The sequence below is a fragment of the Micromonospora sp. DT227 genome, assembly GCF_049841835.1.
In the GTDB taxonomy this organism is placed as follows: domain Bacteria; phylum Actinomycetota; class Actinomycetes; order Mycobacteriales; family Micromonosporaceae; genus Micromonospora.
On record NZ_JBNCLA010000001.1, the window covers coordinates 736906 to 760171 of the forward strand.

Consider the following 23266-nt stretch of genomic DNA (forward strand, 5'->3'; position numbering starts at 1 on the left):
GCCGGCCGGGGGTACCGACCGCGGCGGTCTAGCGTCCCGCCTCGTCCAGTTGGCGTCGGATGAGTCGTTCGGTGGCGGTGGCCCCGGTGGGTTGCAACCCGGTGCCGGTGCCCTGTTCGGTGACGTCGATGGTGACGGCGATCCGGTCGGTGCCCGCGATGATCATTTCGAAGATCTTGTTGAAGTGGACCGGGACGTCCTGCCCGTCCTCTCCCTTGATCACGAGCTGGCTGCCCTCGGTGACCCCGTGCAGTTGCCGCATCCGCAGGCCGGTGATGTCGCGGTAGCGGAAGTCGAACGCGTCGGTGTTCGACACGATGCAGCGGATGAAGTCCCACTCGCAGGAAAACACCGAGATCCGGCTCTGCCCCAGGAGCAGGATGACGATCTTGTAGCGCGAGAAGCGCAGCACGCCGTCCTGGCCGCGTGCCTGCTGGGTGGGGGACGCCGGCCCGATGACGAGCTGCGGCTCGCAGACGAGATCGTCCAGGGCGGTGTCCAGGTGACGCAGCGCGTGGTCCCTGATGCCGAACTTGTCGAAGTACAGCCAGAGGTCCATCTGCTCGTCGGTCGGCCTGGGCTGCGACGCGGCCAGGTCGCGTTGGTAGGTCGACGTCAACGACGTGTACTCCTGGAAGCCCTTGACCAGCATGACCGCGCCGCCGATGCCGAGCGGCACCGCCAGGCAGCACAGCGCCGTCTCCTTCAGCGCGATCAGCAGCAGGATCAGGCCCAGCCCGGCCAGCACCCCGCCGATGATCATCATCGTCTTGGCGGTGCCGAGCAGCGGTGGATTCGGGATACGGATGAAGTAGCGGTGCACGTTCGGCCGACGCGCCTCGATCCCGGCCCGGGCCACCGCCAGCGTGGCCTGCCAGAGCGGGTCCTCCCGGCTGTCCGTGAAGGGGGTGATCTCGGCGGCGTGCACCGGGGCCACCTCGCCGAGGCCGGCCTGGAGTTCCTCCACGCTCGGCCCGTGGTCGATGCGGTCGGCGTAGTGGTCCCGTTTGAGCGCGATCCAGAGCGCGCGGACGTGGGCGGCGGTCGGCTCGATCCGGAGGGCCCGACCGAGGTGTTCGTCCACTTGGTCCATGGTCCGCTGGGCGCCGCTTCCCATCCGGCTGGGCTTGCGACCGCCGAGCAGTGCGAGCGCCAGATAATAGTGCGGGTCCGCGCCGGCCGCGCCCTTGGCGATCGCCTCGGTGAAGAACTCGACCGCCTTCGGATAGAGCCCCTCCGCAATGGCACGCCGGCCGTAGCCCATCAATTCGTCCGGGCTCGTGGTCATGCCGGCGATGACCGTTTCGGCATTGATCTGCGCGCCGAAGACCCGTTGGTTGCGCTGGTCGTAGCTAGCCATCAGGAGACCCCGCCGAGCGCGTTCCACACGGTCACCAGCGCGGCGCCGATGGCCGCCACGGGCGCCGCGACCTGAAGCGCCTCGGTGGCCCGGCGTACCCGGGTCGACGCCTCCGCCCGGTCGTCGCGGGCGATGCTCGCGGCGGCGACCCGTAGCTCCTCGGCGATCGTCGCGCCGGCCGACGGGGCGATGACGCCACGCTCGGTCGCCTGCGCGACGGCGGCGCGGACGGCATCGAGCCGGTGGAGGAGCGTGGTCGGGTCGTCGCCCGGCAGCCCGGTGAACGTGGCGTCGCTCAGGTCGATCCGGTCGGCGTTGAATTGGTTGCCACGCACGGTCTGGTTTTTCTGGTCGAATGTTGCCATGGCCGTTGTCACCCGCCAATTCACGTGAGAATTGTTTCGGTGAACTGACCGAACCATTCGCCGAGGGGCATCGCAACGTCGGAAAACTTACTTGCCCGACGGCGACTGTCCACGGTGGTACGAATTGTTCAGGTGGCTCGGTCCGGACGGGTGACGCGTTTCTCGGGAATTCGTGTTGGCGGGCCCGAACAGGCAATGCGGAAGCGGGCCGCCAGGGGGCGTGTCGTGGCCCCATCGGGGTGCCCGGACTGCCGAACGTGCGCGGAGACGGGCCGTTCGGTCTTCGGCCGTCCGGCCGATCACCGTTCAGGGGTCTTGACGGCGGCGGCTCCTCCGTGGCGCGCACCGCCACGTCCCTCGCCGACCGGGGCGCGGCATCGACGTGGGCGCGGCATCGACCGCCGGGAGTCGGGCGACTCCCGGCGGTCGCGCCGTCGCCCGGTCAGCCGATGACGACCGGAGCGGTGTCGTTCGTCGGGTCGTCGTCGGGCCGGGGGTAGCTGTAGGGCACGGCTACCGAGCCTGGCGCGCCCAGCGGGCCGTCGATCCGCAGGTCCACGTCGACCAGGAAGGCGTCACCGGCCGGGAAGACCGCGTCCGGCAGCGTGCAGAACCAGGCGATCGGCGCGCCCGGGTCCTCCTCGTCGCCGGAGCCCGAACAGTGCTCCGGCGCGTTCGTCACCACCGTTCCGGCCGGTGGGGTGAACGTGAAGTGGGCGGCGTCGCCGCCGGAGACGGTGCCGTCCGGCACGCCCGGCCCGTCGTTGCGCAGGCCGACCCGGACCCGCACCGTGTCGCCGGTCGCCCCGGCGGCCCTCGCGCCGAGCGCGACCACGTCGAACGCCCCGCGGACGGCGCGGAGATAGAGCTGACCGGAGGCGTACTGCTGATCCGGGCCGAGCACGTCGACCGTGCCGCCGACCGGACGCAGCCGCAGCGCCGCGTCCGCCGGGCGACGCCGCAGCACCACGCCCTCGGGCAGCGGGCCGGCGGTTGCCTCGGGCGCCACGGTCTGCACGATGCGCTTGTCGCCGATGGCGGCCGGGCCGACGGTGGTCGGGAAACCGCCGGGCACCTGGTAGCGCACGCCCGGCGTCAGCTCACGGCCGAAGTGGCAGACCACCAAGGTGCTGAGTTGGCCACCCGTGCCGTACCGGCAGTTGCGGAACGCCGCCGGCTCCAGCCCGACCGGGAAGCGGAACGTGGCCCGCAGGCCGGTCACCGGCTGGTCGCCGGCGCTGACCAGGGTCACCGGCACGGCCAGCCGGTCGCCGGTGCCGGCGCCTTCCACGTACGCGTCGACCAGGTCGACGGCGTCGGGCCCGGTGCGCACCGTGACGGCCGCCTGCTGGGCCTCGCCGTCGACGCCGTCGGCAAGCGTCGCCCAGTCGATCGTGCCGGCGGCGCCGTCGACCGCACCGGCCACCGTGCGGAGCACGATCGGAACGGTGCCGGTTACGCCGCCGAACTCGTCGGTGGTGGCGTCGGCGGGCATCGGGCAGGTCGCCACCGCGCCCGCCCGGTCGCAGCCGGCCGGGAACGTGGCGGTGGCGACGCCGGCGAGGCCGCTCACGTCGATGCGGACGCGCGGATGCACCGCGTCGGCGTCGCTGCTGAGCGAGAACGCGGCGGTGCGGGCGGGTGCGGCCGGACCGCCGAGGGTGGTGTCGCCGAGCCAGCCGCCGACCCAGCCGGGACCGGGGTCGGCGGTGGCCGGGGCCGGCAGCGCCATGACCACCCCGAGCGTGGCCAGCGCCGCCGCGCCGACCGAAACGCGCAGACGTCTCATCGAACTCCTTGCGGACGGGGACGCCGGCCCGAGCGGCCGGCGTCCGCGATCCTATGGGGAGGGTGTGACGGTGGGTCAGTGGCAGGTGCCGCTGCCGGAGTCGGTGAAGGTCGCGCCGGCCACCGGTAGGAACTGCCACGTGTAGGCGTTCGTGGAGAGCGTCAGCTTGAGCACCCCGAACGTGTTCCCGTTCCTGGCCTGGCTGTTAGCGGCCGGCTCGGGGAACGTCTTCATCAGCGGCCGGCCGCCGGTGCCGACCACCCATTCCCGGATGCCCCGGGTCGGGTCGGCCACGCCGGACGGGTTCTGCGGGGCGAACCGCTCGTACTGGTGGTTGTGACCGTTGATGACGATCTCGGCGCCCGCGTCGTAGAGCGCCTGGAACAGCGGGCGGACCGCGGTGGACTCCCGGCCGCCGGAGCTGAACAGCGGGTGGTGGTACTGGGCCAGGGTGCACCGGTTCGGGTGTGCGGCCAGGTCGGCGCGCAGCCATTTCTCCTGGGGTGAGCCGGCCTGGCAGCCGCCCACGTGTGAGCAGTTGGTGTTCAGCACGATGATGTGCCAGCCGGCCTTGTCGAAGGAGTAGTAGCCCTTCCCGGGCGGCAGGACCGCGCCGAAGTAGTCGAACGTGGGCTTGGCGCCGGCGGTGAGGTAGTCGTGGTTGCCGAGGATGGGTTTCGTGCGGCTCTTGAACTGCCCCCAGGTCGGGCCGTAGCAGTCGGCGAGCTGCGCCGCCGTACCGCTGTCGGTCAGGTCGCCGCCGGCCATCACGGTGCCGGGCTCGCGGGCGATGATCTGCGCGGTCTGGTTGGCGCCGGTGGTGCTGCACGCGGAGATGTCACCGGCGTTGAGCAGCACGTTGTCCCCGGTCTGCGGCGGGCCGGTGGTGACGATCAGCATCGGCGCGTACGTGCCGGACTCCCGGCTGTCGTAGAACGCGCCGTCCGGGTTGGTGGAGGACAGCGAGAACGCCACGATGCCGTTGCCGGTGACGGCGCTGGTGACGTCCAGCTCGTACCAGGTGTTGCTGCGGACCGTGCCGAGCGAGTCGAGTGGGCCGCCGACGGACGCCGGCCGGTTGGCGTAGGTCAGCGTGCTCTCCGACCAGGACGTGCCGACCTCCTGCGCGGTGCCGCCGTTCGGGCTGGGGGCGTTTGCGGTGTTCTGCACGTGCAGCCGCAGCCGGGCGGTGGAGACCGGGTCGATCAGCCGGGTGAGGTTGAACTGGAGGTAGGAGATGCGGGTCGGGGCGGCGCCGACCACGAGCGAGTTGGTGGTGTTGAAGTTGGCGTTCGGGCTGGACGAGCTGACGTAGCTGTCCTGGCTCGCGGCGAACGGGATCGTGGTGGTGGCGGCGGACGCCGGGGGCGCGCCGGCGAGCGGCGCGGCGGTGAGGGCCAACGCGGCCAGCCCGGCCTGGAGAGCGAGCCTTCTCATGGGATCTCCGATTCCACGGCCGTTCGCTCGTGCCCGTCCGGGCGGACCGGCCGCCTCGTTGCGGGGACCCAGTTGACGTGGGGGCGCGTGACGTGGCCGTCACCGATGCCGAGCGGGCCGTGACGGCGGCGGGTCGGAGGTGCGGACGTCCTACGAGGCGGTGACGCGACGACTCAGCACCTCGTCGATCCGACGGGTGATCTGGTAGGCCACCTCGGGCAGGTCGGCCAGGTCGAGGCGGTCGGCCCGGAGCGCGAACTGGGCGTGCAGCTCGCGGGCCACCGCATCACGAATCTCGGTCTGAAGCGGGCTGAGGCCGTCGGGATCACCCACCACGTACGCGTCGTCCATCCGGCCAGCATGACAGAGGATGGCCCTTGCCTTGACATCGATACATGTCTATGGTTTATCTGAAAGCGCTTTCTAACACAGGGTACACACGCTTGAAAGGTGAAACCGGATGAGACGCAAAGTCGCCACTCGGTGGCTGACCGGCGGTGCCGCTGCGGTCGCGGGCGCCGTCGTCGCGCTGGCGTTGCAGGTCCCCAGCGCGTCGGCCGCCACGAACCTGAGCCTCGGCGCCGGCGCCGACGGCTCCAGCAAGGCCAGTGGCACCAGCTACGGCAACGTCATCGACGGCAACGCCGGCACCTACTGGTCGCCGAGTGGCTCGACCGGCACGGTCTCGGTCAAGTGGGGCAGCGCCACCACGGTGTCCTCGGCCGTCATCGTGCAGGCCTCGGGCGGCGGCTCGATCAGCGGCTGGCAACTCAAGAACTACGACACGGGCTCCGTCCTGGCCAGCGGCGGCAGCGCCCCGAGCACCATCAACTTCTCCTCGACGTCGCTGAAGAAGATCTCCTTCGTCATCACCAGCGCGTCCGGCACCCCGCGGATCGCCGAGTTCGAGACGTACGCAAGCGGCGGGTCGACCCCGACCACCAGCCCGACCAGTGGCCCCACCAGCGGTCCGACGTCCGGCCCGACCGGCAACCCGGGCACGCCGACCGGTGCGTGGCCGTCGTCGGCCGGCTCGGTGAACATCTCGAGCACGGTCAACGTCTCCGGCACCTTCGACGGCGGCATGAAGACCTACTGCTGCATGGGTGACGGTGGGCAGGGCGAGTCGCAGGACCCGATGTTCAAGATCGCCAACGGGGGCACGCTCCAGAACGTCATCCTCGGTTCGCCCGCCGGTGACGGCGTGCACTGCGAGGGCACCTGCACGATCCGCAACGTGTGGTGGAACGACATCGGTGAGGACGCCGCCACCTTCAAGCAGACCAACGGCGGTACGTCCTACGTCATCGGTGGCGGCGCGCGCAGCGGCAGCGACAAGACCTTCCAGCACAACGGCAACGGCACCGTCAGCATCTCCGGCTTCTACCTGAAGGGGTCCGGCAAGCTGTACCGCGCCTGCGGCAACTGCTCCACCTCGTACACCCGCAATGTGCGCATCGACAACGTCCTCGTCGACGACATCGACATGCTCGCCGGCATCAACAGCAACTGGAACGACACCGCGACGATCACTCGCGTGGTCGTGATCGGCTCGGCGGTCATCTGCGGCAAGTACAAGGGTGTCGCCAAGGGCAGCGAACCCAGTTACCTCGGTGAGGGCTGGAACGACGCCAACTGCAGGGTCAACCGGAGTGACGTCATCTTCCGGTAGTGGTGTGCGGAAAGGGGCACCCGACCTCCGGTCGGGTGCCCCTTTCGTGCTCGATGGCCGCTGAGGCTCACGCGCCGAACCAGCCGGGGACGTCGAGGCGGAACACGTCGGCGGGGACCATCCGGCGCAGGTCGTCCTCGATGGCCGCGACCCGGTCCGCGCCGAGCGTGGCCGCCCAGCGGTCGCGCAGCGCGTCGAAGACGACCGCCGATCGGCGTAACCCGTCGTGGCCCCGGGGGGTCATCCGGACCAGTTTCCGGCGCGCGTCGGCGGGGTCGTCCACACGTTCCAGGTAGCCGAGCGCGACCAGCCGGTCCACCGTCTTGCCGGCGGCCTGCTTGGAGACGCCGAGGCGTTGCCCGAGGTCGGAGGCGGTGGTGCCGGCCGGCCCGACGGCCTGGAGGACGAAGCCGTGCGCCGGTCGCAGCTCGGGGTGCCCGTGCCGCGCCAGCTCGGCGTGCAGATCGTCGACGAGCGTCCGGAAGCCGGCCAGCAGGAGCAGCGGCAGCGCGAAGCCGGGGCGGTCAGGCGTTGCCATATTCGACAACCTGGTTTACGGTTTGGTCAACCACGTTGACTATCTTACGAGAGGGGACCGCGGATGTCCCGCTTCACCGCGTACGAACCCGACACCGCGCCGGCCGCCGCCCGCCCGGTCATGGCCGGCGTCCACCGCAAACTGGGCCACCTACCGGCCGCCGTCGGCCTGATGGCCGGCTCCCCGGAGCTGCTCAAGGGCTTCCTCGCCGCCAATGCCGCCTTCGAGGCCACCGACCTCGACCCGGTCGCCCGGGAGGTGGTCGTGCTGACGGTCGCCACTCGCAACGAGTGCCACCTCTGCGTGGCCATGCACACCGCCACGCTCACCCGGCAGGACGCCGCGCCCGAGCTGATCGACGCGCTGCGAACCGGCGGCGTGCTGCCCGAGCCCCGACTGGAGGCGCTGCGCCGGTTCACCGTCGCCGTGCTCGACCACCGGGGCGCGGTCCCCGACGCCGAGCTGGACGCGTTCCTGGCCGCCGGCTGGCAGCCACGGCACGCGCTGGACGTCGTGCTCGGCGTCGGGACCTACACCATCTCGACGTTCGCGAACCGGCTCACCGCCGCGCCGCTCGACAAACCACTGCACCGGTACGCCTGGGCGCCGGCCGCCTGAAGCGGGCGGTGGGCGAAGAGGCGGCGGGCGTTAAGCGGGGGCCCCTCCTTCGCGTCGGGGGCGGCGCGGGGCGGCCCAGCCGAGGAAGCGTTCGTGCAGCGCGGCGGGCTTCGGCGCGTCCTGCGGGGCGAGCGGTACAGATCCTCCACGGCGGTGTAGAGCATCCCGGCGAGATGGCGCGCGTTCGTCGAGTCGGCCCGCCGGGGGCTGAACCGCCCGTCCGTCAACCCTTGAGGAACGGCAGCAGCAGGGCGGTTAGCTTTGTCGGTTGCTCCTCGAACAGCCAGTGGCCGCAGTCCTCGACCACCTCGCCGGTGACCCGGTCGGCGTAGCGCCGCACCTGCTCGGCCACCTGGGCGCCGAGGCTGGCCTGCGCGCCGACGGCCAGCACCGGCATCGGCAGCTTCGTGCGCCGGTAGGCCGTGTTGTCCGCGACGTCCTGTCCGAACGCCCGGAAGTAGGCGAAGCTGGCCCGCAGATGCGCCTCGTCGCGCAGGTGACCGGCGTACTCCTCGATGTCGTCCGGGCCGAGACTGCCCTTGTTGACCATGATCGAGTCGGTGAACCGGTCGACCCAGAGCGCCTCCCGGCCGGCGACGAGCTGCTCGGGCAGGCCGTTGGGCACGGTGAAGAAGCCGAAGTTCCACACCGCCGGGCCGGCCGCGGTGAGCGCGGGCATGGCGTAGACGCTCTCGTCGGGGATCGGTGCCTCGGTCAGCACCAGCCGGGCGACCGAGTCGGGATGGGCGGCGGCATAGGCGTACGCGACCATGGTGCCGAGGTCGTGGCCGACCAGCCGGATGTCCCCGGCCAGGTCGAGCGCGGTGAGCAGCCCGTGCAGGTCGGCGGCGACCGTCTTCTTGTCGTACCCGCCGGCCGGGGCGTCGCTGTCGCCGAAACCGCGCAGGTCGGGGGCGACCACCTCGAAGGAGCGCGCCAGCTCCGGCAGCACGTGCCGCCACATGCGCCAGCACTGCGGGTAGCCGTGCAGCAGGACCAGCGTGGGCCCCTGGCCCCCTCTGACGTAGTTGATCTCCACGTCGCCGACCTGGGCCCGCTGCTCGCTGAACCCCGCCGGCACCCGCTCGTCGCCCATGCCGCCGACTACCCGCCCGACGGGGCGTTAAAAGGGGGCCCCGCCTCTACCTCAGGCGTTAACAAGGGGCCCTTCCTTGCACCTCAGGGGGGTGGGGGAGGATGGAGGCATGGGGCGTGGCTTTCCGTACGACGATCTCAAGGACTTCCTCGCGGCGCTGGAACGCGCCGGTGAGCTGCGGCGGGTGAGCGTCCCGGTCGACCCCACGCTGGAGATCAGCGAGGTGGTCACCCGGACCGTCCGCGCCGGCGGGCCGGCGCTGCTGTTCGAGCGGCCCACCCGGGGCGAGATGCCGGTGGCGGTCAACCTGTTCGGCACCGAGAAGCGGATGGCCATGGCGCTCGGCGTCGAGTCGCTCGACGAGATCGGCGCGCGGATCGGCGAGCTGCTCAAGCCGGAGCTGCCGCAGGGCTTCACCGGCATGATGGGTGGGCTCGGCAAGGTCATGCAGCTCAAGTCCATGCCGCCGAAGAAGGTCCGGACCGCCCCCTGCCAGCAGGTGGTCTACCGGGGCGACGACGTCGACCTGAACCGGCTGCCCGGGTTGCAGGTGTGGCCGGGCGACGGCGGCATCTTCCACAACTTCGGGCTGACCCACACCAAGCACCCGGAGACCGGCAAGCGCAACCTCGGGTTGTACCGGCTCCAGCAGCACGGCCGGAACACGCTCGGCATGCACTGGCAGATCCACAAGAACTCCACCGCGCACCACGCGGTCGCCGAGCGGCTCGGGCAGCGCCTGCCGGTGGCGGTCGCCATCGGCGCCGACCCGGCGGTCGCGTACGCGGCCAGCGCGCCGCTGCCCGCCGACATCGACGAGTACCTGTTCGCCGGCTTCCTGCGCGGGGAGCGGGTCGAGATGGTCGACTGCCTGAGCGTCCCGTTGCAGGTGCCGGCGCACGCGCAGGTCGTGCTGGAGGGTTACCTCGAACCGGGCGAGCGGCTGCCCGAGGGGCCGTTCGGCGACCACACCGGCTTCTACACGCCGGTGGAGCCGTTCCCGGTGCTGCACATCGAGACCATGACCATGCAGCGCGACCCGGTCTACCACTCGATCGTCACGTCCCAGCCGCCGCAGGAGGACCACGGCCTCGGCAAGGCCACCGAGCGGATCTTCGCGCCGCTGCTGCGCTTCCTGATCCCGGACATCGTCGACTACGACCTGCCCGCCGCCGGCGTGTTCCACAACTGCGCGATCGTGTCGATCCGCAAGCGCTACCCGAAGCACGCGCAGAAGGTGATGAACGCGATCTGGGGCGCGCACATGATGTCGCTGACCAAGCTGATCGTGATCGTCGACGAGGACTGTGACGTGCACGACTACAACGAGGTCGCGTTCCGCGCCTTCGGCAACGTCGACTACGCCCGCGACCTGCTCCTCACCGAGGGCCCGGTGGACCACCTGGACCACGCCTCGTACCAGCAGTTCTGGGGCGGCAAGGCCGGCGTGGACGCCACCCGCAAGCTGCCCACCGAGGGGTACACCCGAGGCTGGCCGGAGGAGATGCGGATGTCTCCCGAGGTGACGTCCCTGGTCGACAAGCGCTGGCAGGAGTACGGAATCTGATGACCGCGGTGGCGGAACGGCCCGGCCGGGTCACGTCTTTCCTGAAGCTCGTCGCGATCGAGCACTCGGTGTTCGCGCTGCCGTTCGCGTACCTGTCGGCGCTGACCGCGATGCGGGTCGACGGGGGGCGGGTGCGCTGGGGCGACCTGCTGCTGATCACCGTGGCGATGGTCGGCGCGCGGACGTTCGCGATGGCCGCCAACCGGATCCTGGACCGGCGGATCGACGCGCGGAACCCGCGTACCGCGAACCGGGAACTGGTCACCGGTGCGGTGAGCGTGCGGACGGCCTGGACCGGCGCGGCCGTCGCGCTCGTGGTCTTCCTGGCCGCCGCCGCGCTGCTCAACCCGCTCTGCCTGATGCTCGCGCCGCTGGCCGTGGTGCCGCTGGTGGTCTACCCGTACGGCAAGCGGTTCACCAACTGGCCGCACGCCATCCTCGCGGTCGCCCAGGCGGTCGGCCCGGTCGGCGCGTGGCTGGCGGTCACCGGCACGCTCGACGGCTCCGGCCCGGCCTGGCTGCTCGGCGCTGCCGTCGGGCTCTGGATCGGTGGCTTCGACCTGATCTACGCCTGCCAGGACTCGGAGATCGACCGGGAGATCGGGGTGCACAGCGTCCCCGCCCGGTACGGCCGGCGCTTCGCGCTGCACGCCTCCACGATCGCGCACGTGGTGACGTTCGCGCTGTTCATCTGGTTCGGCGCGCTTGTCGGCTTCGGCTGGCTGTGGTGGATCGGGCTGGCGCTCACCGCGGTCGCCTTCGGCTACCAGCATTTGGTGGTCAGCCCCACCGACCTGAGCAAGGTCAACCGGGCGTTCTTCACCGCCAACGGGTTCGTCGGCATCGCGTTGTTCGTGCTCGCGCTGCTCGACCTGGTGGTCCGGCTCGGCCTGCGACCCTGACCTCCCCGGTCCCCGGTCCCCGGGCCCGGTCAGCCGGTCAGGGCGTCGCGGCGACCGGGTAGCGGGCGCTCTCCAGCGTCCAGTCGACGGTGCCGCGCACGGCGGCGGCCACCCCGTCGAGATGGATGGTGACGGCCTCGTCCAACGCCGGGCCGAACGACGGCACCGCCGCGCGCAGCGCCATGAAGCGGCTCATCTCGGCGCGCCAGTGCGCGGCCACCAGGTCGACCGCGGCCGGCAACGGCACGCCCCGCTCGGCGGCCACCGCCAGCACCAGGTTGTGCCCCCCGCCGGTGACCCGGTCCCGCTCGAGCGAGGCGATGTCGTTGAACCAGGAGAGCAGGTCGTTGGCGAGGTCCGCGTGACGGCGCAGCGCGGGATGGTGGTAGACCGCGTCGGGCAGCGGACGACCGGCGGCGAACTCGATCAGCGGGTACGACACGTACGCCGCCGAGGTGGCCCGGCGCAACCGGACGTACTCCGCGACGCCGGGCGTCCGGCCGGCCGACGTGGCAGCCGTCTCCCGGCAGACGCCGTCGAGGTGGTCGGCCACCGCGTCGGCGAAGCGCAGCCGCCAGCGCGCCGGCATCCGGTGCCGTGGCTCCCGCCACGCCTGCACGAGCAGCCGGCGCAGCGGACCGGTGAACCCCGGGTGGCGGGCTCGCGGGCCCTCGCGGAGCAGCGCGAGCGCGCCGTCGCGCAGCGCGCGGATCTGCGCCGGGGCCAGCCCGTCCGGCCCGTCACAGGCGTCGTCGACCAGGAAGAACCAGGTGAACAGCGCGGACAGCACCCGCAGGTCGGGCTCGGTGGCGTCCGGGTAGAGCCGGCCGGCGTACCGGGCGAAGCCGGCGCGGGCCAGCCGTCGGCGGGTGCCCGGATCCAGCGGCAGGCCGAGCTGGTCGAGGTGGTCGACGAGCCAGACCTGCACCTCGTCGGCGTACGGGGAGAACCGGGGCGCGACGGGGCAGTCGGATCGCAGCGCCCGCAGCACCGCCGCCGTCATCACCGGCCCTTCCATGAAGGTGGATCGCCGAATCAGAGAATCCCATGCGGCGGGAAGCCCCGTCGACCCACCGGACATTTGGCCTGGCAGGCTTACGGCATGCGCGAACCATGGGTGGTGGGCGTCTCCGGTGCCTCCGGCACCCCGTACGCGGCGGCGGTCGTCCGGGGACTGCTGGACGCCGGTGCGGCGGTCGACCTGGTCGTGTCCCGGGCCGCCCGACTGACCGTGCTCGACGAGACCGGCCGGCCCTTCCGGGACGCGCACTGGGCCGCGGACCTGGCCGCGTGGCTCGACCGCGACCTCACCGGGGCGGACCTCCGGTACTGGCCCGCCGGTGACCTGGCCGCCGGCCCGAGCAGCGGCTCCTACCGGGTACGCGGCATGGCGGTCGTGCCGGCCAGCACCGCGGCCTGCGCCGGCATCGCGATCGGTCTCTCCAAGGACCTGCTCCAGCGGGCCGCCGAGGTGAACCTCAAGGAGCGCCGCCCGGTCGTGGTGGTGCCCCGGGAGACCCCGGTGACCCGCAGCCACCTGGAACACCTCATCGCGCTGCACGACGCCGGCGCGGTGGTGCTACCGGCCAGTCCGGGCTTCTACGGCGCCGGCGCGTCGGCCTCCGCGCAGCAGTTGGTCGACTTCGTGGCCGGGAAGGTGCTCGACGCGCTCGGCGTCGAACACACGCTGTTCCGGCGCTGGTCGGGCACGCTCGCCGCGGACCGCCGGGACGTGAACGGCGCGGACCGCCGGGACGTGGACGGCCGGGACGTGAACGGCCGGGACGGCCGGGGCGGCCGGGACGTGGACAGGGCCTGACCGGCTCACCACCGGAGCGGCCGACACCGGCCCGCCTCACCGGCCGGGCGCGGCCCGCCTCACCGGCCGGACCGCGCCCGCTCGCTCAGTACATGCCGGCGTTTGCCGGGCCGGGGCCGGTCGAAGCGGTCGGGCCCATGTTGCGGGCCTTGCCCATGTCCTCCGCCTCGTCCAGCATGCCCTCCCCCTCAAGCAGGGCTCGCACCTCGGATTCCCGAAACCGGCGATGCCCGCCTGGAGTCCGGATGCTGCCGATCCGGCCGGCCGCTGCCCATCGGGTCACGGTTTTCGGGTCCACCCGAAACAGCGCAGCGACCTCACCCGGTGTCAGCAGGCGATCTCCAGTGTCCACAGCCCCCTCCTCGCGTCGACGAAGCCCCCGGCTGAACACACTGCCCCCGGCCGGTGCGAGCCCAGAGCCGTCATGAGGGACGTATGGCAATTACAGCACCAGGGACCGGGCGTGTCCGCCAAACGCGAAATACGCACACACTGCGAAGTTAGGAAATGGTACCGGCGTAGAACCTCCGTGACGGGACGTTTGTGAATGGCAACGTACCGTCATGTTCAACGGGTGCCGTCCGCCTCCGGTCACGGCCCAGAGGATAGGGTCACTCTCCGTGGACACGATCGACCTGGCCCTCGTGGAGCTGCTACGGGGCAACGCCCGCCTGTCGTACGCCGAGCTGGCCCGGCAGGTCGGCCTCTCCGCCCCGGCCGTGCACGAGCGGGTCGGCAAACTGGAGTCCGGTGGGGTGATCCGGGCGTACCGCGCCGAGGTCGAGCCGGAGGCGATCGGGCTCGGGGTCACCGCGCTGATCGGCATCGTGGAGAACTCCGACGCGGACACCGACGACGTGCTGGAGGCGTTCCGCCAGATCCCCGAGATCGAGTCCTGCTACTTCATGGCCGGCGTCGAATCCTTCCTGCTCAAGGCGCGGGTCGGCACCATCGCCGAGCTGGAACAGCTGATCGTCCGGCTGAACCGGACGCCCGGGGTCGCCTCCACCCGCACCGGGATCGCGCTGTCGACCAAGTGGGAGAACCGTCCCCAGCCGCTCGAACCTCCCACCCCCTGACGACCCGTCCGCCGGCCTCGCCCGGCCGGCCCGGGGACGCCATTTCGCTGCGCCTACAACCTTGATGGCGTAAACGACTCAGGCGAGCACCAGTGCCTCGCCCTCGCGCCTCGCGCCCTCGCGCTCCCGCGCCCTCGCGCTCCCGCGCCCTCGCGCTCCCGCGCCCTCGCGCTCCCGCGCCCTCGCGCTCCCGCGCCCGCCCACATTCACGGAAAGAGTGGCTGTTCGGACCGGAATAAGCACTCTTTCCGTGAAACGGTGCCGGTGCCGGTGCCGGTGCCGGGGCCGGGGCCGGGGCGCGGATGCGGATGCGGGCAGGGGTGGGGGTGCGCGGATGCTGGGGTGGGCGGGTGCAGCACGGGGAGCGCCAGGGCCAGCCCACGGTCTCCGGGAGTCCACTCGCTGCGCCGGGGCTCGGATGGCGAGCCTCCGGCGGCCACCAGCGGGTCCTGCTTCGCCCGTCGACATCGGTGCGGAACCCGACGACCCGGCCTGACCCATCTGTGCCATCAACCTTGTAGGCGGACGCGCGGGATACCACCGCCGCCTCCCCGCCGGCCGGCCCGGCAAGGCCCGGCAAGGCCCGGCAAGGCCTGGCCAAGGGGCTGGCCCGCGAGCGGTGCGGGCGGATAGCGTGCGGCGATGACGACCTCGGGGCGGGGTGCCGCCGTGGTGACCGGCGCGGCCGGCGGACTGGGCCGCGCGCTCGCCGCCGCGCTGCACGCCGACGGCTGGCGGGTGCTGCTGACCGACGTCGACGCCGAGGCGGTGGGCGCCGTCGCCGGGCCGCTGGGCGGCTGGTCCCGCCCACTCGACGTCCGCGACGAGGCCGCCTGCGCGGCGGTCGCCGCCGAGGCGGCCGGCGGTCCGGGCGGGCTCGGGCTGTGGGTGAACAACGCCGGCATCCTGGTCACCGGCCCCGCCTGGGAGCAGGACGCCGAAACCCGGCAGCGGGTGATCGAGGTCAACGCGCTCGGCGCGGTCAACGGCACGCTGGCCGCCGTGGCGGTCATGCGGGAGCAGGGCCACGGCCACGTGCTCAACGTCGTCTCGCTGGCCGGGCTGATCGCCGCGCCCGGCGAGACGGTGTACGCGGCCAGCAAGCACGCCCTGCTGGCGTTCAGCCTCGGCACGCTGACCGACCTGCGGATGGCCGGCGTCGGGGGCGTACACGTGTCGTGCCTGTGCCCGGACGGGATCTGGACGCCGATGCTGCACGACAAGCTCGACGACCCCGGGGCGCTGGCGTCCTTCACCGGGTCGCTGCTGACGCCGGAACGGGTGGCCGCGCGGGCGGTCCGGCTGGCCCGCCGGCCGCGCCCGGTGGTCAGCCTGCCGCGCTGGCGCGGCGCGCAGGTCCGGCTGCTCGACGCGTTCCCCCGGCTCGCCCTGGCGCTCACGCCGGTGGTGCGCGCCGCCGGCCGGGCCGGGCAGCGCCGGCAGTCGCACCGGGTGCGGACGGATGCGAGCCGGCCTCGCTTGTAACGTTGCCGGCGTGACTCATCTCGACCGGTGTGACGAGGCCGCCCGGCGCTGGCTCACCGAGGCGATCGCCACGGTCGAGGCGGACGCCAACCGGTCCGCCGACACCCACCTCCTGCCGTTCCCGCTGCCCCGGGCGTGGGGGATCGACCTCTACCTCAAGGACGAGTCGGTGCATCCGACCGGCTCGCTCAAGCACCGGCTGGCCCGCTCGCTGTTCCTCTACGGGCTGTGCAACGGCTGGATCCGCCGGGACACCACGATCGTCGAGGCGTCGTCCGGGTCGACGGCGGTCTCCGAGGCGTACTTCGCGCGGATGCTCGGGCTGCCGTTCATCGCGGTCATGCCGGCGTCCACCTCACCGGAGAAGATCGCCCAGATCGAGTTCCAGGGTGGGCGCTGCCACCTGGTCCGGGACCCGGCCAAGGTGGTGATCGAGGCGCGTTGGCTGGCCGAGGACACCGGCGGTCACTACATGGACCAGTTCACCTACGCCGAGCGGGCCACCGACTGGCGGGGCAACAACAACATCGCCGAGTCGATCTACGCGCAGCTCGCGCTGGAGCGGCACCCGGTGCCGGCCTGGATCGTGGTGGGCGCCGGCACCGGCGGCACCAGCGCCACCATCGGCCGGTACGCCCGCTACCGCCGACTGCCCACCAAGCTGTGCGTGGTGGACCCGGAGAACTCCGCGTTCTACCCGGCGTGGCAGGCCGGCGACTGGTCGTTCCGCACCGGTCGCGGCTCCCGGATCGAGGGCATCGGCCGGCCCGGCGTCGAGCCGTCCTTCCTGCCCAGCGTGGTGGACCGGATGGTGCAGGTGCCGGACGCCGCGTCGCTGGCCGCCATGCGCGCCGGCTCGGCGGTGCTCGGCCGCCGGGTCGGCGGCTCCACCGGCACCAACCTCTGGGGCGCGTTCGGGCTGATCGCCGAGATGCGCGCCGCCGGCCGGACCGGCTCGGTGGTGACGCTGATCTGCGACCCGGGCGACCGCTACGTCGACACGTACTACTCCGACCGGTGGGTGGCCGGGCAGGGCCTCGACCTCGCCCCGTACCTCACCGCCGTCGACCGGTTCCTGGACGACGGCACCTGGCCGGCCTGACCGGCGTCGGTCGTCATCGCAGGTCCGGCGGGTACTCGACAGCGGACCAGGTGCGGGCCCGGTCCCACAGCCGGCCGGCGACGGCCGGGTCGTTCGCGGGCGCGGCGACCGGGTCGAGGTGCACCCGGTCGTCCGACTTCCGGTTGCCGGGGCCGATGAAGACCCCGCCCCGCGCCCCGGGGGCGGTGGCGGCGAACAGCAGCGGAACCGCCGCGCGTTCGGCCGGCCGGCCGATCAGCGCCTGGAGGACCGCCATCGTCGCGCGCAGGGCCGGGCGGCGGATGTCGTCGTTCAACGCGGTTCTCGCCAGGCCGGGATGAGCGACCAGGCTCTGCACCGGCCGGCCGGCGCGCCGCAACCGGCGGTCGAGTTCCAGGCCGAGGAGCAGGTTCGCGAGCTTGGACGTCACGTACGCCCGCGAGGGCGAGTAGGACCGCTCGGCGGCCGGGTCGTCGAAGGGCGGCGCTGCCCGGAAGATCCGGTAGAGGCCGGACCCGACGTGCACGACGCGCCCGCCGTCGCGGATCAGGTCGAGCAGGCGACCGGTGAGCGCGAAGTGGCCGAGGAAGTTGGTGGCGAACTGCATCTCGATGCCCTGCGGGCTGAGCCGGCGGCCCTGGTGGCCGCCGATGCCGGCGTTGTTGACCAGCAGATCGAGGGACCGCCCCTGCGTGTGCAGGCCGGTGGCGAAGGCGGCGACCGAGTCCAGGTCGGCGACGTCGAGCCGCCGCGCCTCGACCCCGGGCAGGACGCGGGCCGCCTTGTCCACGTCGCGGACCGCCGCGATCACGGTCGCGCCGTGCGCCGTCAACTGCCGCGCGACGACCAGGCCGAGCCCGCTGGTCGCGCCGGTCACCACGGCCGTGCGGCCGGTCAGGTCGGGGATGTCGGCGAAGGTCCAGCTCACAGCCATGACAGCTCCTCAACGGATGCGTGATCCGATCGGATTATCTATCCGATCTGCGCCCAGCGTAGCAGGCAAGCGGATGAGTTATCCTTTCGCCATGGCGACAGGCACGGGCGGACGGCTGCGGGCGGACTCCGCCCGGGTCCGCGAGCAGATGCTCACCGTGGCCGGGGCCCGGCTCCGCGACGGCGACCGCGACCTGCCGCTGAACGCGATCGCCAAGGCCGCCGGCGTCGGCGTGGGCACCGCCTACCGGCACTTCCCCAGCCGGCAGGTGCTGATCGAGGCGCTGGCGGCCCAGAGCTTCACCCGACTGGCCGCGGACGCGCGGGCGAGCGCCGCCGCCGACGATCCCGTCGCCGGGTTCGAGCGGCTGATGTCGACCGGGCTGCGGCTGCTCCGCGAGGAACCGGCGCTGGCCGAGGTGCTGGCCGCACGGGACGACCTCACGGCCGACGCCGTCGCCCCGGCGGCCGACTTCTTCGACGCGCTCGACCACCTGCTCCACCGGGCCCGGCAGGCCGGTGCCGTCCGATCCGACATCACGGCCGACGACCTGCGCAGCCTGATGTGCGGCGTGCAACACGCGGCGATGATCAGCGACGCGGACGCCGCCGAACGCTACCTCGGCGTCCTGCTGCGCGGACTGCGCGCCTGACCGGCCGCCCCGACGGTCAGCGCGGGTCGACCCGCTCCGCGAGCCCGGGATAGCGCACCACGAAGCCCTCCGGGTCGACCTCCAGGTCGGCGGTGAACCCGTCACCGGCGTACCGCACCCGGCCCGGACCCAGCGAGGTGTAGACCTGCTCGGCGGGGAGCACCGTCAGGCCGGGCAGCAGCACCCACACCACCGTCACGCTCGTCGCCAGGTCGGCGGGGAGCCGGCCCAGCCCGATCCGGCGGATCGGCAGCGTGTTGGTCAGCGGGGAGCCGCCCAGGTCGACGTCGAGCGCCTCGGCCAGCCGGTCCGGGTCATCCGTACCGGGCAGGCCCACGGGCGGATGCCCGGCCGCCCGCAGCGCCGCGTCCAGGTCACCGTCCTCGCCGGTACGCACGCGCCACCCGTCGCCGCCTCGCTCCAGCCGTACGCTCCGCGCCCAGCCGGCGCCGTCCGCGTCGACCTCCAGCCGGCTGGTCGACCAGTCCGGCGCGACCGTCAGGCGGTAACGGCAGGTGTACGGGATCGGGTCCACGGCCAGCGCCACGCCCTGCGCGGTCACCCCTTCCCGGTCGTCGAGCACGACGTGCTCGGATCCGGCGGTGTCGGTCCGGGCCCAGAAGAGCGACTTCGGCATGGACCGGACGTTACGCGACCCGCCGGGTACCGGCAGCGGATGCGCGAACGCCGCCGCCGAGCGGGTGCTCGACGGCGGCGTTCGCAGTGGTCTTCCGGAGGCTCCGGATCAGTGGGTACGGGCCGGCGGGCGCCCGCCGAAACCGCGCCGGTCGTCGCGCGGCCGGTCGTCCCGGCCCCGGCCCTCGGGACGGAAGCCGCCCCGACGCTCGGCCGGCCGGGCCTCGCCCCGGTCCCCGAAGCGACGCTCGGTGCCGCCGTCGCGGTCCCCGAAGCGACGCTCGGTGCCGCCGTCCCGGTCCCCGAAGCGACGCTGGGCGCTGCCGTCCCGGTCCCCGAAGCGACGCTCACCCTGCGGGCGGTCCCCGAAGCGACGCTCACCCTGCGGGCGGTCCCCGTGGCGGCGCTCGCCGAAGTCACGCCCGCCGGTGGGGCGGTCGTCGGACCGCCGGTCCCCGAAGCGCCGGTCGTCGCGGCGCTCGGTCCGGTCGCTACCGAACCGGTCCCCGAAGGCGCGCTCGCCGGTCGGCCGGTCGCCGTAGCGACGCTCACCGCCGGGTCGGTCGCCGTAGCCGCGTCCGCCGGTGGGTCGGTCGCCGAAGCTGCGCTCACCGCTGGGCCGGTCGCCGTAGCTGCGCTCACCGCTGGGCCGGTCGCCGTAGCGACGCTCACCGCCGGGTCGGTCGCCGTAGCGACGTTCGCCGCCGGGTCGGTCGCCGTAGCGGCGCTCGCCGGTGGGTCGGTCGCCGTAGCCGCGTCCGCCGGTGGGCCGGTCGCCGTAGCCGCGTCCGTCCCGGTCGCCGAAGCGGCGGGGGCCGCCGCCACGGCGGGGCTCCGGCTCCTCGCGAACCGGTACGCCGCTGGGCTCGCGCGCGCCGGTCAGCTCGGCCAGCGCCTCGTCGCCGGCGCGGACCCGAGCCTGGGACGGCTCGACGCCCGCCTTCTCCAGCATGGCCAACGTGGTCCGGCGCTGCTTCGGCAGCACCAGGGTCGCCACCGCGCCGGACTCGCCGGCCCGGGCGGTGCGGCCGGCCCGGTGCAGGTAGTCCTTCGGGTCCTTCGGCGGGTCCACGTGCAGCACCAGCGAGACCCCGTCGACATGGATGCCCCGGGCCGCCACGTCGGTGGCGACCAGCACGTTCATCCGGCCCTCGCGGAACTCGGCAAGCGTCCTGGTGCGCATCCGCTGGGTCTTTCCGCCGTGCAGGCCACCGGCCCGTACGCCGACCGCGGTGAGCTGCTCGACCAGCCGGTCGACGCCGAGCTGCGTACGGGCGAAGACCATGGTGCGCCCCTCACGGGCGGCGATGGACGCCGTCACCGCGAACTTGTCGTGCGGCGGGATCAGCAGCATGTGGTGATCCATGGTGGACACCGCCGCAGTGGCCGGCGCGGTCGAGTGGGTAACCGGGTCGGTCATGAACCGCTTGACCAGCGAGTCGACGTCGTTGTCCAGAGTGGCCGAGAAGAGCAGCCGCTGGGCGTCCGCAGGCGTCTTCGCCAGCAGCTCGGTGACCTCGGGCAGGAAGCCCATGTCGGCCATCTGGTCGGCCTCGTCCAGCACGGTGACCTCGACGTCGTCGAGCCGGCAGACACCGCGCGCGATCAGGTCGCCGAGCCGCCCCGGCGTGGCCACCACGATCTCCACGCCCCGGCGGAGCGCGTCGATCTGCCGGTCGTACGGCACGCCGCCGACCGCGGTCTTCAGGAAGATGCCCACCGCCTTGCCGATCGGCACCAGCGCGTCGTTGACCTGCATGGCCAGCTCGCGGGTGGGGACCAGGACCAGCGCGCGGGGGTGCAGCGGCCGGGCCCGGTTGCGGTCGGCGAGCCGGGCGATCACCGGCAGGCCGAAGGCCAGCGTCTTGCCGGAGCCGGTCTGGCCCCGGCCGAGCACGTCGCGGCCGGCGAGCGCATCCGGCACGGTGGCCCGCTGGATCTCGAACGGGGTGGTGATGCCCTGCCGGGCGAGCGCGTCGACCACCTGCGTCGGAAGGCCGAGCGAGGCGAAGTCGGGGGCGTCGGTGATCGGGTCGGTGGACGGGGACATGCCGGATTCAGCGAAGGTGGTCAAGAAATACCTTTCGAGCGGGGCGCATCTTCGCGATGGCCTGCCGCGGCACCGTCACGCCGCCGAATCGCCCGCAAGATCGCCCATGGGCGCGCAGTCGGGCGCGCCAGGTCAGTGATCCCGACAAGTGTACGGCGCATCACCGACACGGCCACCGCATCGCGCGGCCGTAGTGGGCGGGCTCACCCCCGTCAGCGCATCAGCACGGTGCCGGTCAGGCCGCTCAGCGCGTCGTTGGCCAGGAACACCACGAGCAGACTGATGGCGATCAGCGCCGTCAGCGCGATGGCCAACACGATGATGACCTTGGTGTTGCTGGCCCGGGTGGCCGGGGTGTCCTCGGCCCAGCCCTGGGCCAGGATGTGCCCGGTCAGCGAACCGGTGTTCTCCGACGGGCTGCTCTGCGGGAGCGCGACCGTGGCGAAGCCCGGGCCCTCCGTGCCGCCGTACGCGGTTCCGGCGAGGTCCTGACTGCCGAGCTGTGGGCGTACCGGAGGGGTGGTTTCGGTCTGCCGTGCGGAAGCGGCCGGCGGCGGCCAGGTCGGCGGTGCCGGCGCCGGGACGGCCGGGGCCGGCGGCGCGGACGTGGGGGGCCAGACCGGCTGCGCTCCGGGCACGCCGGCCATCGCCGGGGGCGGCGGGAACGGGGGCGCGGGCATCGGGCCGGGCGGCGGCGGTGGCGGAGGCACCACCGGCCCCGGGGGCGGCACGGGTGGCCCGGGCATCGGCGGAACCGGTCCCGGCGGATTCGGTCCCGGCGGATTCGGGGACGGCGGAAACGGTCCGGGCGGATTCGGGGACGGAGCCGGCACGGGGGCCGGCACCGGGGGCGTCGGGCGGAGCGGGGGCTCCGGCTCGGGTACGGGCGGAGCCGGTGACGGGGGCGTCGGCCCGGGCACCGGAGTCGGAGCCGGCTCGGGCTCGGGACCCGGCGGGGACGGCGGCTGCGCCGGCTCCGGCGGCTGGGCGGGCTCCGGTGGCTCCGGGTTGACCGGGGCGGCCCGGTAGAGCTTCGCGGCGGTGGGCGCGGCCGCGACCGACACGGCGACCTCGTCGGCCGAGACCCGGCTCAGGCCGGGCACCGAAGCGCTGGCCCGGGCGGGCGCTGCCGGGGAGTCGGTGCGTGGCGCGGGCGTGACCCGGCCGGCGAACCGGTCGGCCGGCTGCTGGCCGGCGTCGCCGCCGGGGCGGGCGTCCCGGCTCGCGTCCGGGGACCCCGCGCGCGGCGCGGGCACCTGAGCGGCACCGGAGACCTGGGCGGCACCGGAGACCTGGGCGGCACCGGAGACCTGGGCGGCGCTGGGCACCTGGACGGAGTTCGGCACCTGGGTTGAGCCGGGCACCTGGCCGACACCGGGCACCTGGGCGGCGCCGGGCATCTGGGGGGTGCTGGGCATCTGAGTTGAGCCGGGCACCTGGGCGGAGCCGGAGATCCGGGCGGCGCTGAGGGCCGGGGCGGCACCGGAGGCCGGGGAGTCGCCGTCGGTCGGGTCCGCCGCGGCGTCGTCGGGAGCTGGCCCGGAACGGTCGGCGGCGTCCACGGTCGGAACGGGCGCCGGCGTCGCGGCGGCCGGGAGCGGGATCGGACCAGCCGGGATCGGACCAGCCGGGGTCGGACCAGCCGGGGTCGGGGCAGCGGAGGTCGGATCAGCCGGGGTCGGGGCAGCGGAGGTCGGGGCAGCCGGGCTCGGGACAGCCGGGGTCGGGGCGGCCGGGGTCGGGGTGGCCGTGGTGCGGGTGGCCGGCGGTGGGGGGACCGGGGCCACCGGAACCGGCGTCGGCGGCGTCGAGGCGGCCGGCGAACCGGCGTCGTCGTCGGTCGAGGCCGGCCGGTCGGCCGCCGCGAAGGCGGACCAACTGGACGGCGGCGAGACGGTCGCCCCGGGGCGGCGGCGGTCCAGCGGCGGGACGCTCTCCGCCGGGGCACCCGCCCGGTAGGTGGTGGCGGTGGCCGGCGGACCGGGCCGTTCCCCGCCCGACGGCGGCGCTACCGCCGAGCCGGCCACGCTGACCCGGGCCCGCGCGACGGCGACCGGACCCGGCTGCGCCGGGCGCTCGTCGGCGTTCCCGACGGGGTCGGGCGTGGATCCCGGTTGGACCGTCTCCGCCGGAACCTCGTGCTCGCCCATCTCGCCCCTCCGCACCCACGCTCGCCCCCGACCGTG

At 73.4% G+C, this 23266-nt stretch carries 21 protein-coding genes and 1 pseudogene; 9 read left to right on the plus strand and 13 right to left on the minus strand.

Annotated features, from left to right (window positions below; translation table 11 throughout):
* Positions 1–28: 28 nt before the first annotated feature.
* The 5 genes from ACLQ2W_RS03650 to ACLQ2W_RS03670 all read right to left on the minus strand — a co-directional run bounded on the left by ACLQ2W_RS03650 (position 29) and on the right by ACLQ2W_RS03670 (position 5302).
* Positions 29–1360, minus strand: coding sequence for a hypothetical protein (locus ACLQ2W_RS03650; protein ID WP_425785212.1), 1332 nt, complete (start codon positions 1358–1360; stop codon positions 29–31).
* On the minus strand, positions 1360–1725 hold the full coding sequence (locus tag ACLQ2W_RS03655; protein ID WP_425785213.1) for a hypothetical protein: 366 nt from the start codon (positions 1723–1725) through the stop codon (positions 1360–1362). Before ACLQ2W_RS03655 ends, ACLQ2W_RS03650 begins: the two co-directional genes overlap by 1 nt.
* A 442-nt stretch (positions 1726–2167) precedes the next feature.
* Positions 2168–3514 carry a hypothetical protein gene (locus ACLQ2W_RS03660; protein WP_425785214.1) on the minus strand — a complete coding sequence of 449 codons (1347 nt, stop codon included), beginning with the start codon at positions 3512–3514 and terminating at the stop codon, positions 2168–2170.
* A gap of 75 nt (positions 3515–3589) precedes the next feature.
* Positions 3590–4951, minus strand: coding sequence for a DUF7594 domain-containing protein (locus tag ACLQ2W_RS03665; RefSeq protein ID WP_425785215.1), 1362 nt, complete (start codon positions 4949–4951; stop codon positions 3590–3592).
* Between the two features lie 150 nt (positions 4952–5101).
* Complete coding sequence (locus ACLQ2W_RS03670) at positions 5102–5302, minus strand: hypothetical protein (RefSeq protein WP_425785216.1); 201 nt, start codon at positions 5300–5302, stop codon at positions 5102–5104.
* 109 nt (positions 5303–5411) lie between these two features.
* Between ACLQ2W_RS03670 and ACLQ2W_RS03675 the strand changes: the two genes are divergently transcribed.
* Positions 5412–6623, plus strand: coding sequence for a pectate lyase (locus tag ACLQ2W_RS03675; protein ID WP_425785217.1), 1212 nt, complete (start codon positions 5412–5414; stop codon positions 6621–6623).
* A 67-nt stretch (positions 6624–6690) separates the two neighbouring features.
* Here ACLQ2W_RS03675 and ACLQ2W_RS03680 read toward each other — a convergent pair whose 3' ends face one another.
* A complete protein-coding gene (locus tag ACLQ2W_RS03680; RefSeq protein ID WP_425785218.1) occupies positions 6691–7161 on the minus strand; it encodes a MarR family winged helix-turn-helix transcriptional regulator in 471 nt (156 codons plus the stop codon).
* A 63-nt stretch (positions 7162–7224) separates the two neighbouring features.
* On the opposite strand from ACLQ2W_RS03680, the gene ACLQ2W_RS03685 reads away from it, so the two are divergent.
* Positions 7225–7779: a carboxymuconolactone decarboxylase family protein gene (locus tag ACLQ2W_RS03685; RefSeq protein WP_425785219.1), complete on the plus strand. Its 555-nt coding sequence runs from the start codon at positions 7225–7227 to the stop codon at positions 7777–7779.
* A gap of 223 nt (positions 7780–8002) precedes the next feature.
* Here ACLQ2W_RS03685 and ACLQ2W_RS03690 read toward each other — a convergent pair whose 3' ends face one another.
* Positions 8003–8875 carry an alpha/beta fold hydrolase gene (locus ACLQ2W_RS03690; RefSeq protein ID WP_425785220.1) on the minus strand — a complete coding sequence of 291 codons (873 nt, stop codon included), beginning with the start codon at positions 8873–8875 and terminating at the stop codon, positions 8003–8005.
* Positions 8876–8984: 109 nt separating this feature from the next.
* Between ACLQ2W_RS03690 and ACLQ2W_RS03695 the strand changes: the two genes are divergently transcribed.
* Positions 8985–10442, plus strand: a complete 1458-nt coding sequence (locus ACLQ2W_RS03695) for a menaquinone biosynthesis decarboxylase (protein WP_107154633.1) — start codon at positions 8985–8987, stop codon at positions 10440–10442.
* Complete coding sequence (mqnP, locus tag ACLQ2W_RS03700; protein WP_425785221.1) at positions 10442–11344, plus strand: menaquinone biosynthesis prenyltransferase MqnP; 903 nt, start codon at positions 10442–10444, stop codon at positions 11342–11344. The genes ACLQ2W_RS03695 and mqnP overlap by 1 nt, the downstream gene beginning before the upstream one ends.
* 37 nt (positions 11345–11381) lie before the next feature.
* Here mqnP and ACLQ2W_RS03705 read toward each other — a convergent pair whose 3' ends face one another.
* Positions 11382–12362 carry a terpene synthase family protein gene (locus tag ACLQ2W_RS03705; RefSeq protein ID WP_425785222.1) on the minus strand — a complete coding sequence of 327 codons (981 nt, stop codon included), beginning with the start codon at positions 12360–12362 and terminating at the stop codon, positions 11382–11384.
* Positions 12363–12446: 84 nt separating this feature from the next.
* Here ACLQ2W_RS03705 and ACLQ2W_RS03710 point away from each other — a divergent pair.
* Positions 12447–13070 (plus strand): annotated as a pseudogene (locus ACLQ2W_RS03710) (UbiX family flavin prenyltransferase); the annotation flags it as partial.
* 178 nt (positions 13071–13248) lie between these two features.
* Here the strand turns inward: ACLQ2W_RS03710 and ACLQ2W_RS03715 are convergent.
* The gene (locus ACLQ2W_RS03715) at positions 13249–13515 is read right to left on the minus strand and encodes a BldC family transcriptional regulator (RefSeq protein WP_013473529.1); all 267 of its coding nucleotides are present in this window, start codon (positions 13513–13515) and stop codon (positions 13249–13251) included.
* Positions 13516–13783: 268 nt separating this feature from the next.
* Here ACLQ2W_RS03715 and ACLQ2W_RS03720 point away from each other — a divergent pair, with 268 nt between their 5' ends.
* The 3 genes from ACLQ2W_RS03720 (at position 13784) to ACLQ2W_RS03730 (ending at position 16829) form a co-directional block, all read left to right on the plus strand.
* Positions 13784–14242, plus strand: coding sequence for an Lrp/AsnC family transcriptional regulator (locus ACLQ2W_RS03720; RefSeq protein WP_107154636.1), 459 nt, complete (start codon positions 13784–13786; stop codon positions 14240–14242).
* A 642-nt stretch (positions 14243–14884) separates the two neighbouring features.
* Entirely contained in the window at positions 14885–15727 is an 843-nt protein-coding gene (locus tag ACLQ2W_RS03725) for an SDR family oxidoreductase (protein WP_425785223.1), read from the plus strand.
* 10 nt (positions 15728–15737) lie between these two features.
* A complete protein-coding gene (locus ACLQ2W_RS03730) occupies positions 15738–16829 on the plus strand; it encodes a PLP-dependent cysteine synthase family protein (RefSeq protein WP_405092032.1) in 1092 nt (363 codons plus the stop codon).
* 13 nt (positions 16830–16842) lie between these two features.
* Here the strand turns inward: ACLQ2W_RS03730 and ACLQ2W_RS03735 are convergent, their stop codons facing one another.
* Positions 16843–17742 carry an SDR family NAD(P)-dependent oxidoreductase gene (locus ACLQ2W_RS03735; RefSeq protein WP_425785224.1) on the minus strand — a complete coding sequence of 300 codons (900 nt, stop codon included), beginning with the start codon at positions 17740–17742 and terminating at the stop codon, positions 16843–16845.
* 91 nt (positions 17743–17833) lie between these two features.
* On the opposite strand from ACLQ2W_RS03735, the gene ACLQ2W_RS03740 reads away from it, so the two are divergent.
* Positions 17834–18394, plus strand: a complete 561-nt coding sequence (locus tag ACLQ2W_RS03740) for a TetR/AcrR family transcriptional regulator (protein WP_425785225.1) — start codon at positions 17834–17836, stop codon at positions 18392–18394.
* 16 nt (positions 18395–18410) lie between these two features.
* On the opposite strand, the gene ACLQ2W_RS03745 is transcribed toward ACLQ2W_RS03740, so the two are convergent.
* The 3 genes from ACLQ2W_RS03745 to ACLQ2W_RS03755 form a co-directional block, all read right to left on the minus strand.
* Entirely contained in the window at positions 18411–19031 is a 621-nt protein-coding gene (locus tag ACLQ2W_RS03745; protein WP_425785226.1) for a putative glycolipid-binding domain-containing protein, read from the minus strand.
* A gap of 108 nt (positions 19032–19139) precedes the next feature.
* On the minus strand, positions 19140–21080 hold the full coding sequence (locus ACLQ2W_RS03750; RefSeq protein ID WP_425786003.1) for a DEAD/DEAH box helicase: 1941 nt from the start codon (positions 21078–21080) through the stop codon (positions 19140–19142).
* A 212-nt stretch (positions 21081–21292) separates the two neighbouring features.
* A complete protein-coding gene (locus ACLQ2W_RS03755; protein ID WP_425785227.1) occupies positions 21293–23230 on the minus strand; it encodes a hypothetical protein in 1938 nt (645 codons plus the stop codon).
* Positions 23231–23266 lie beyond the last annotated feature (36 nt).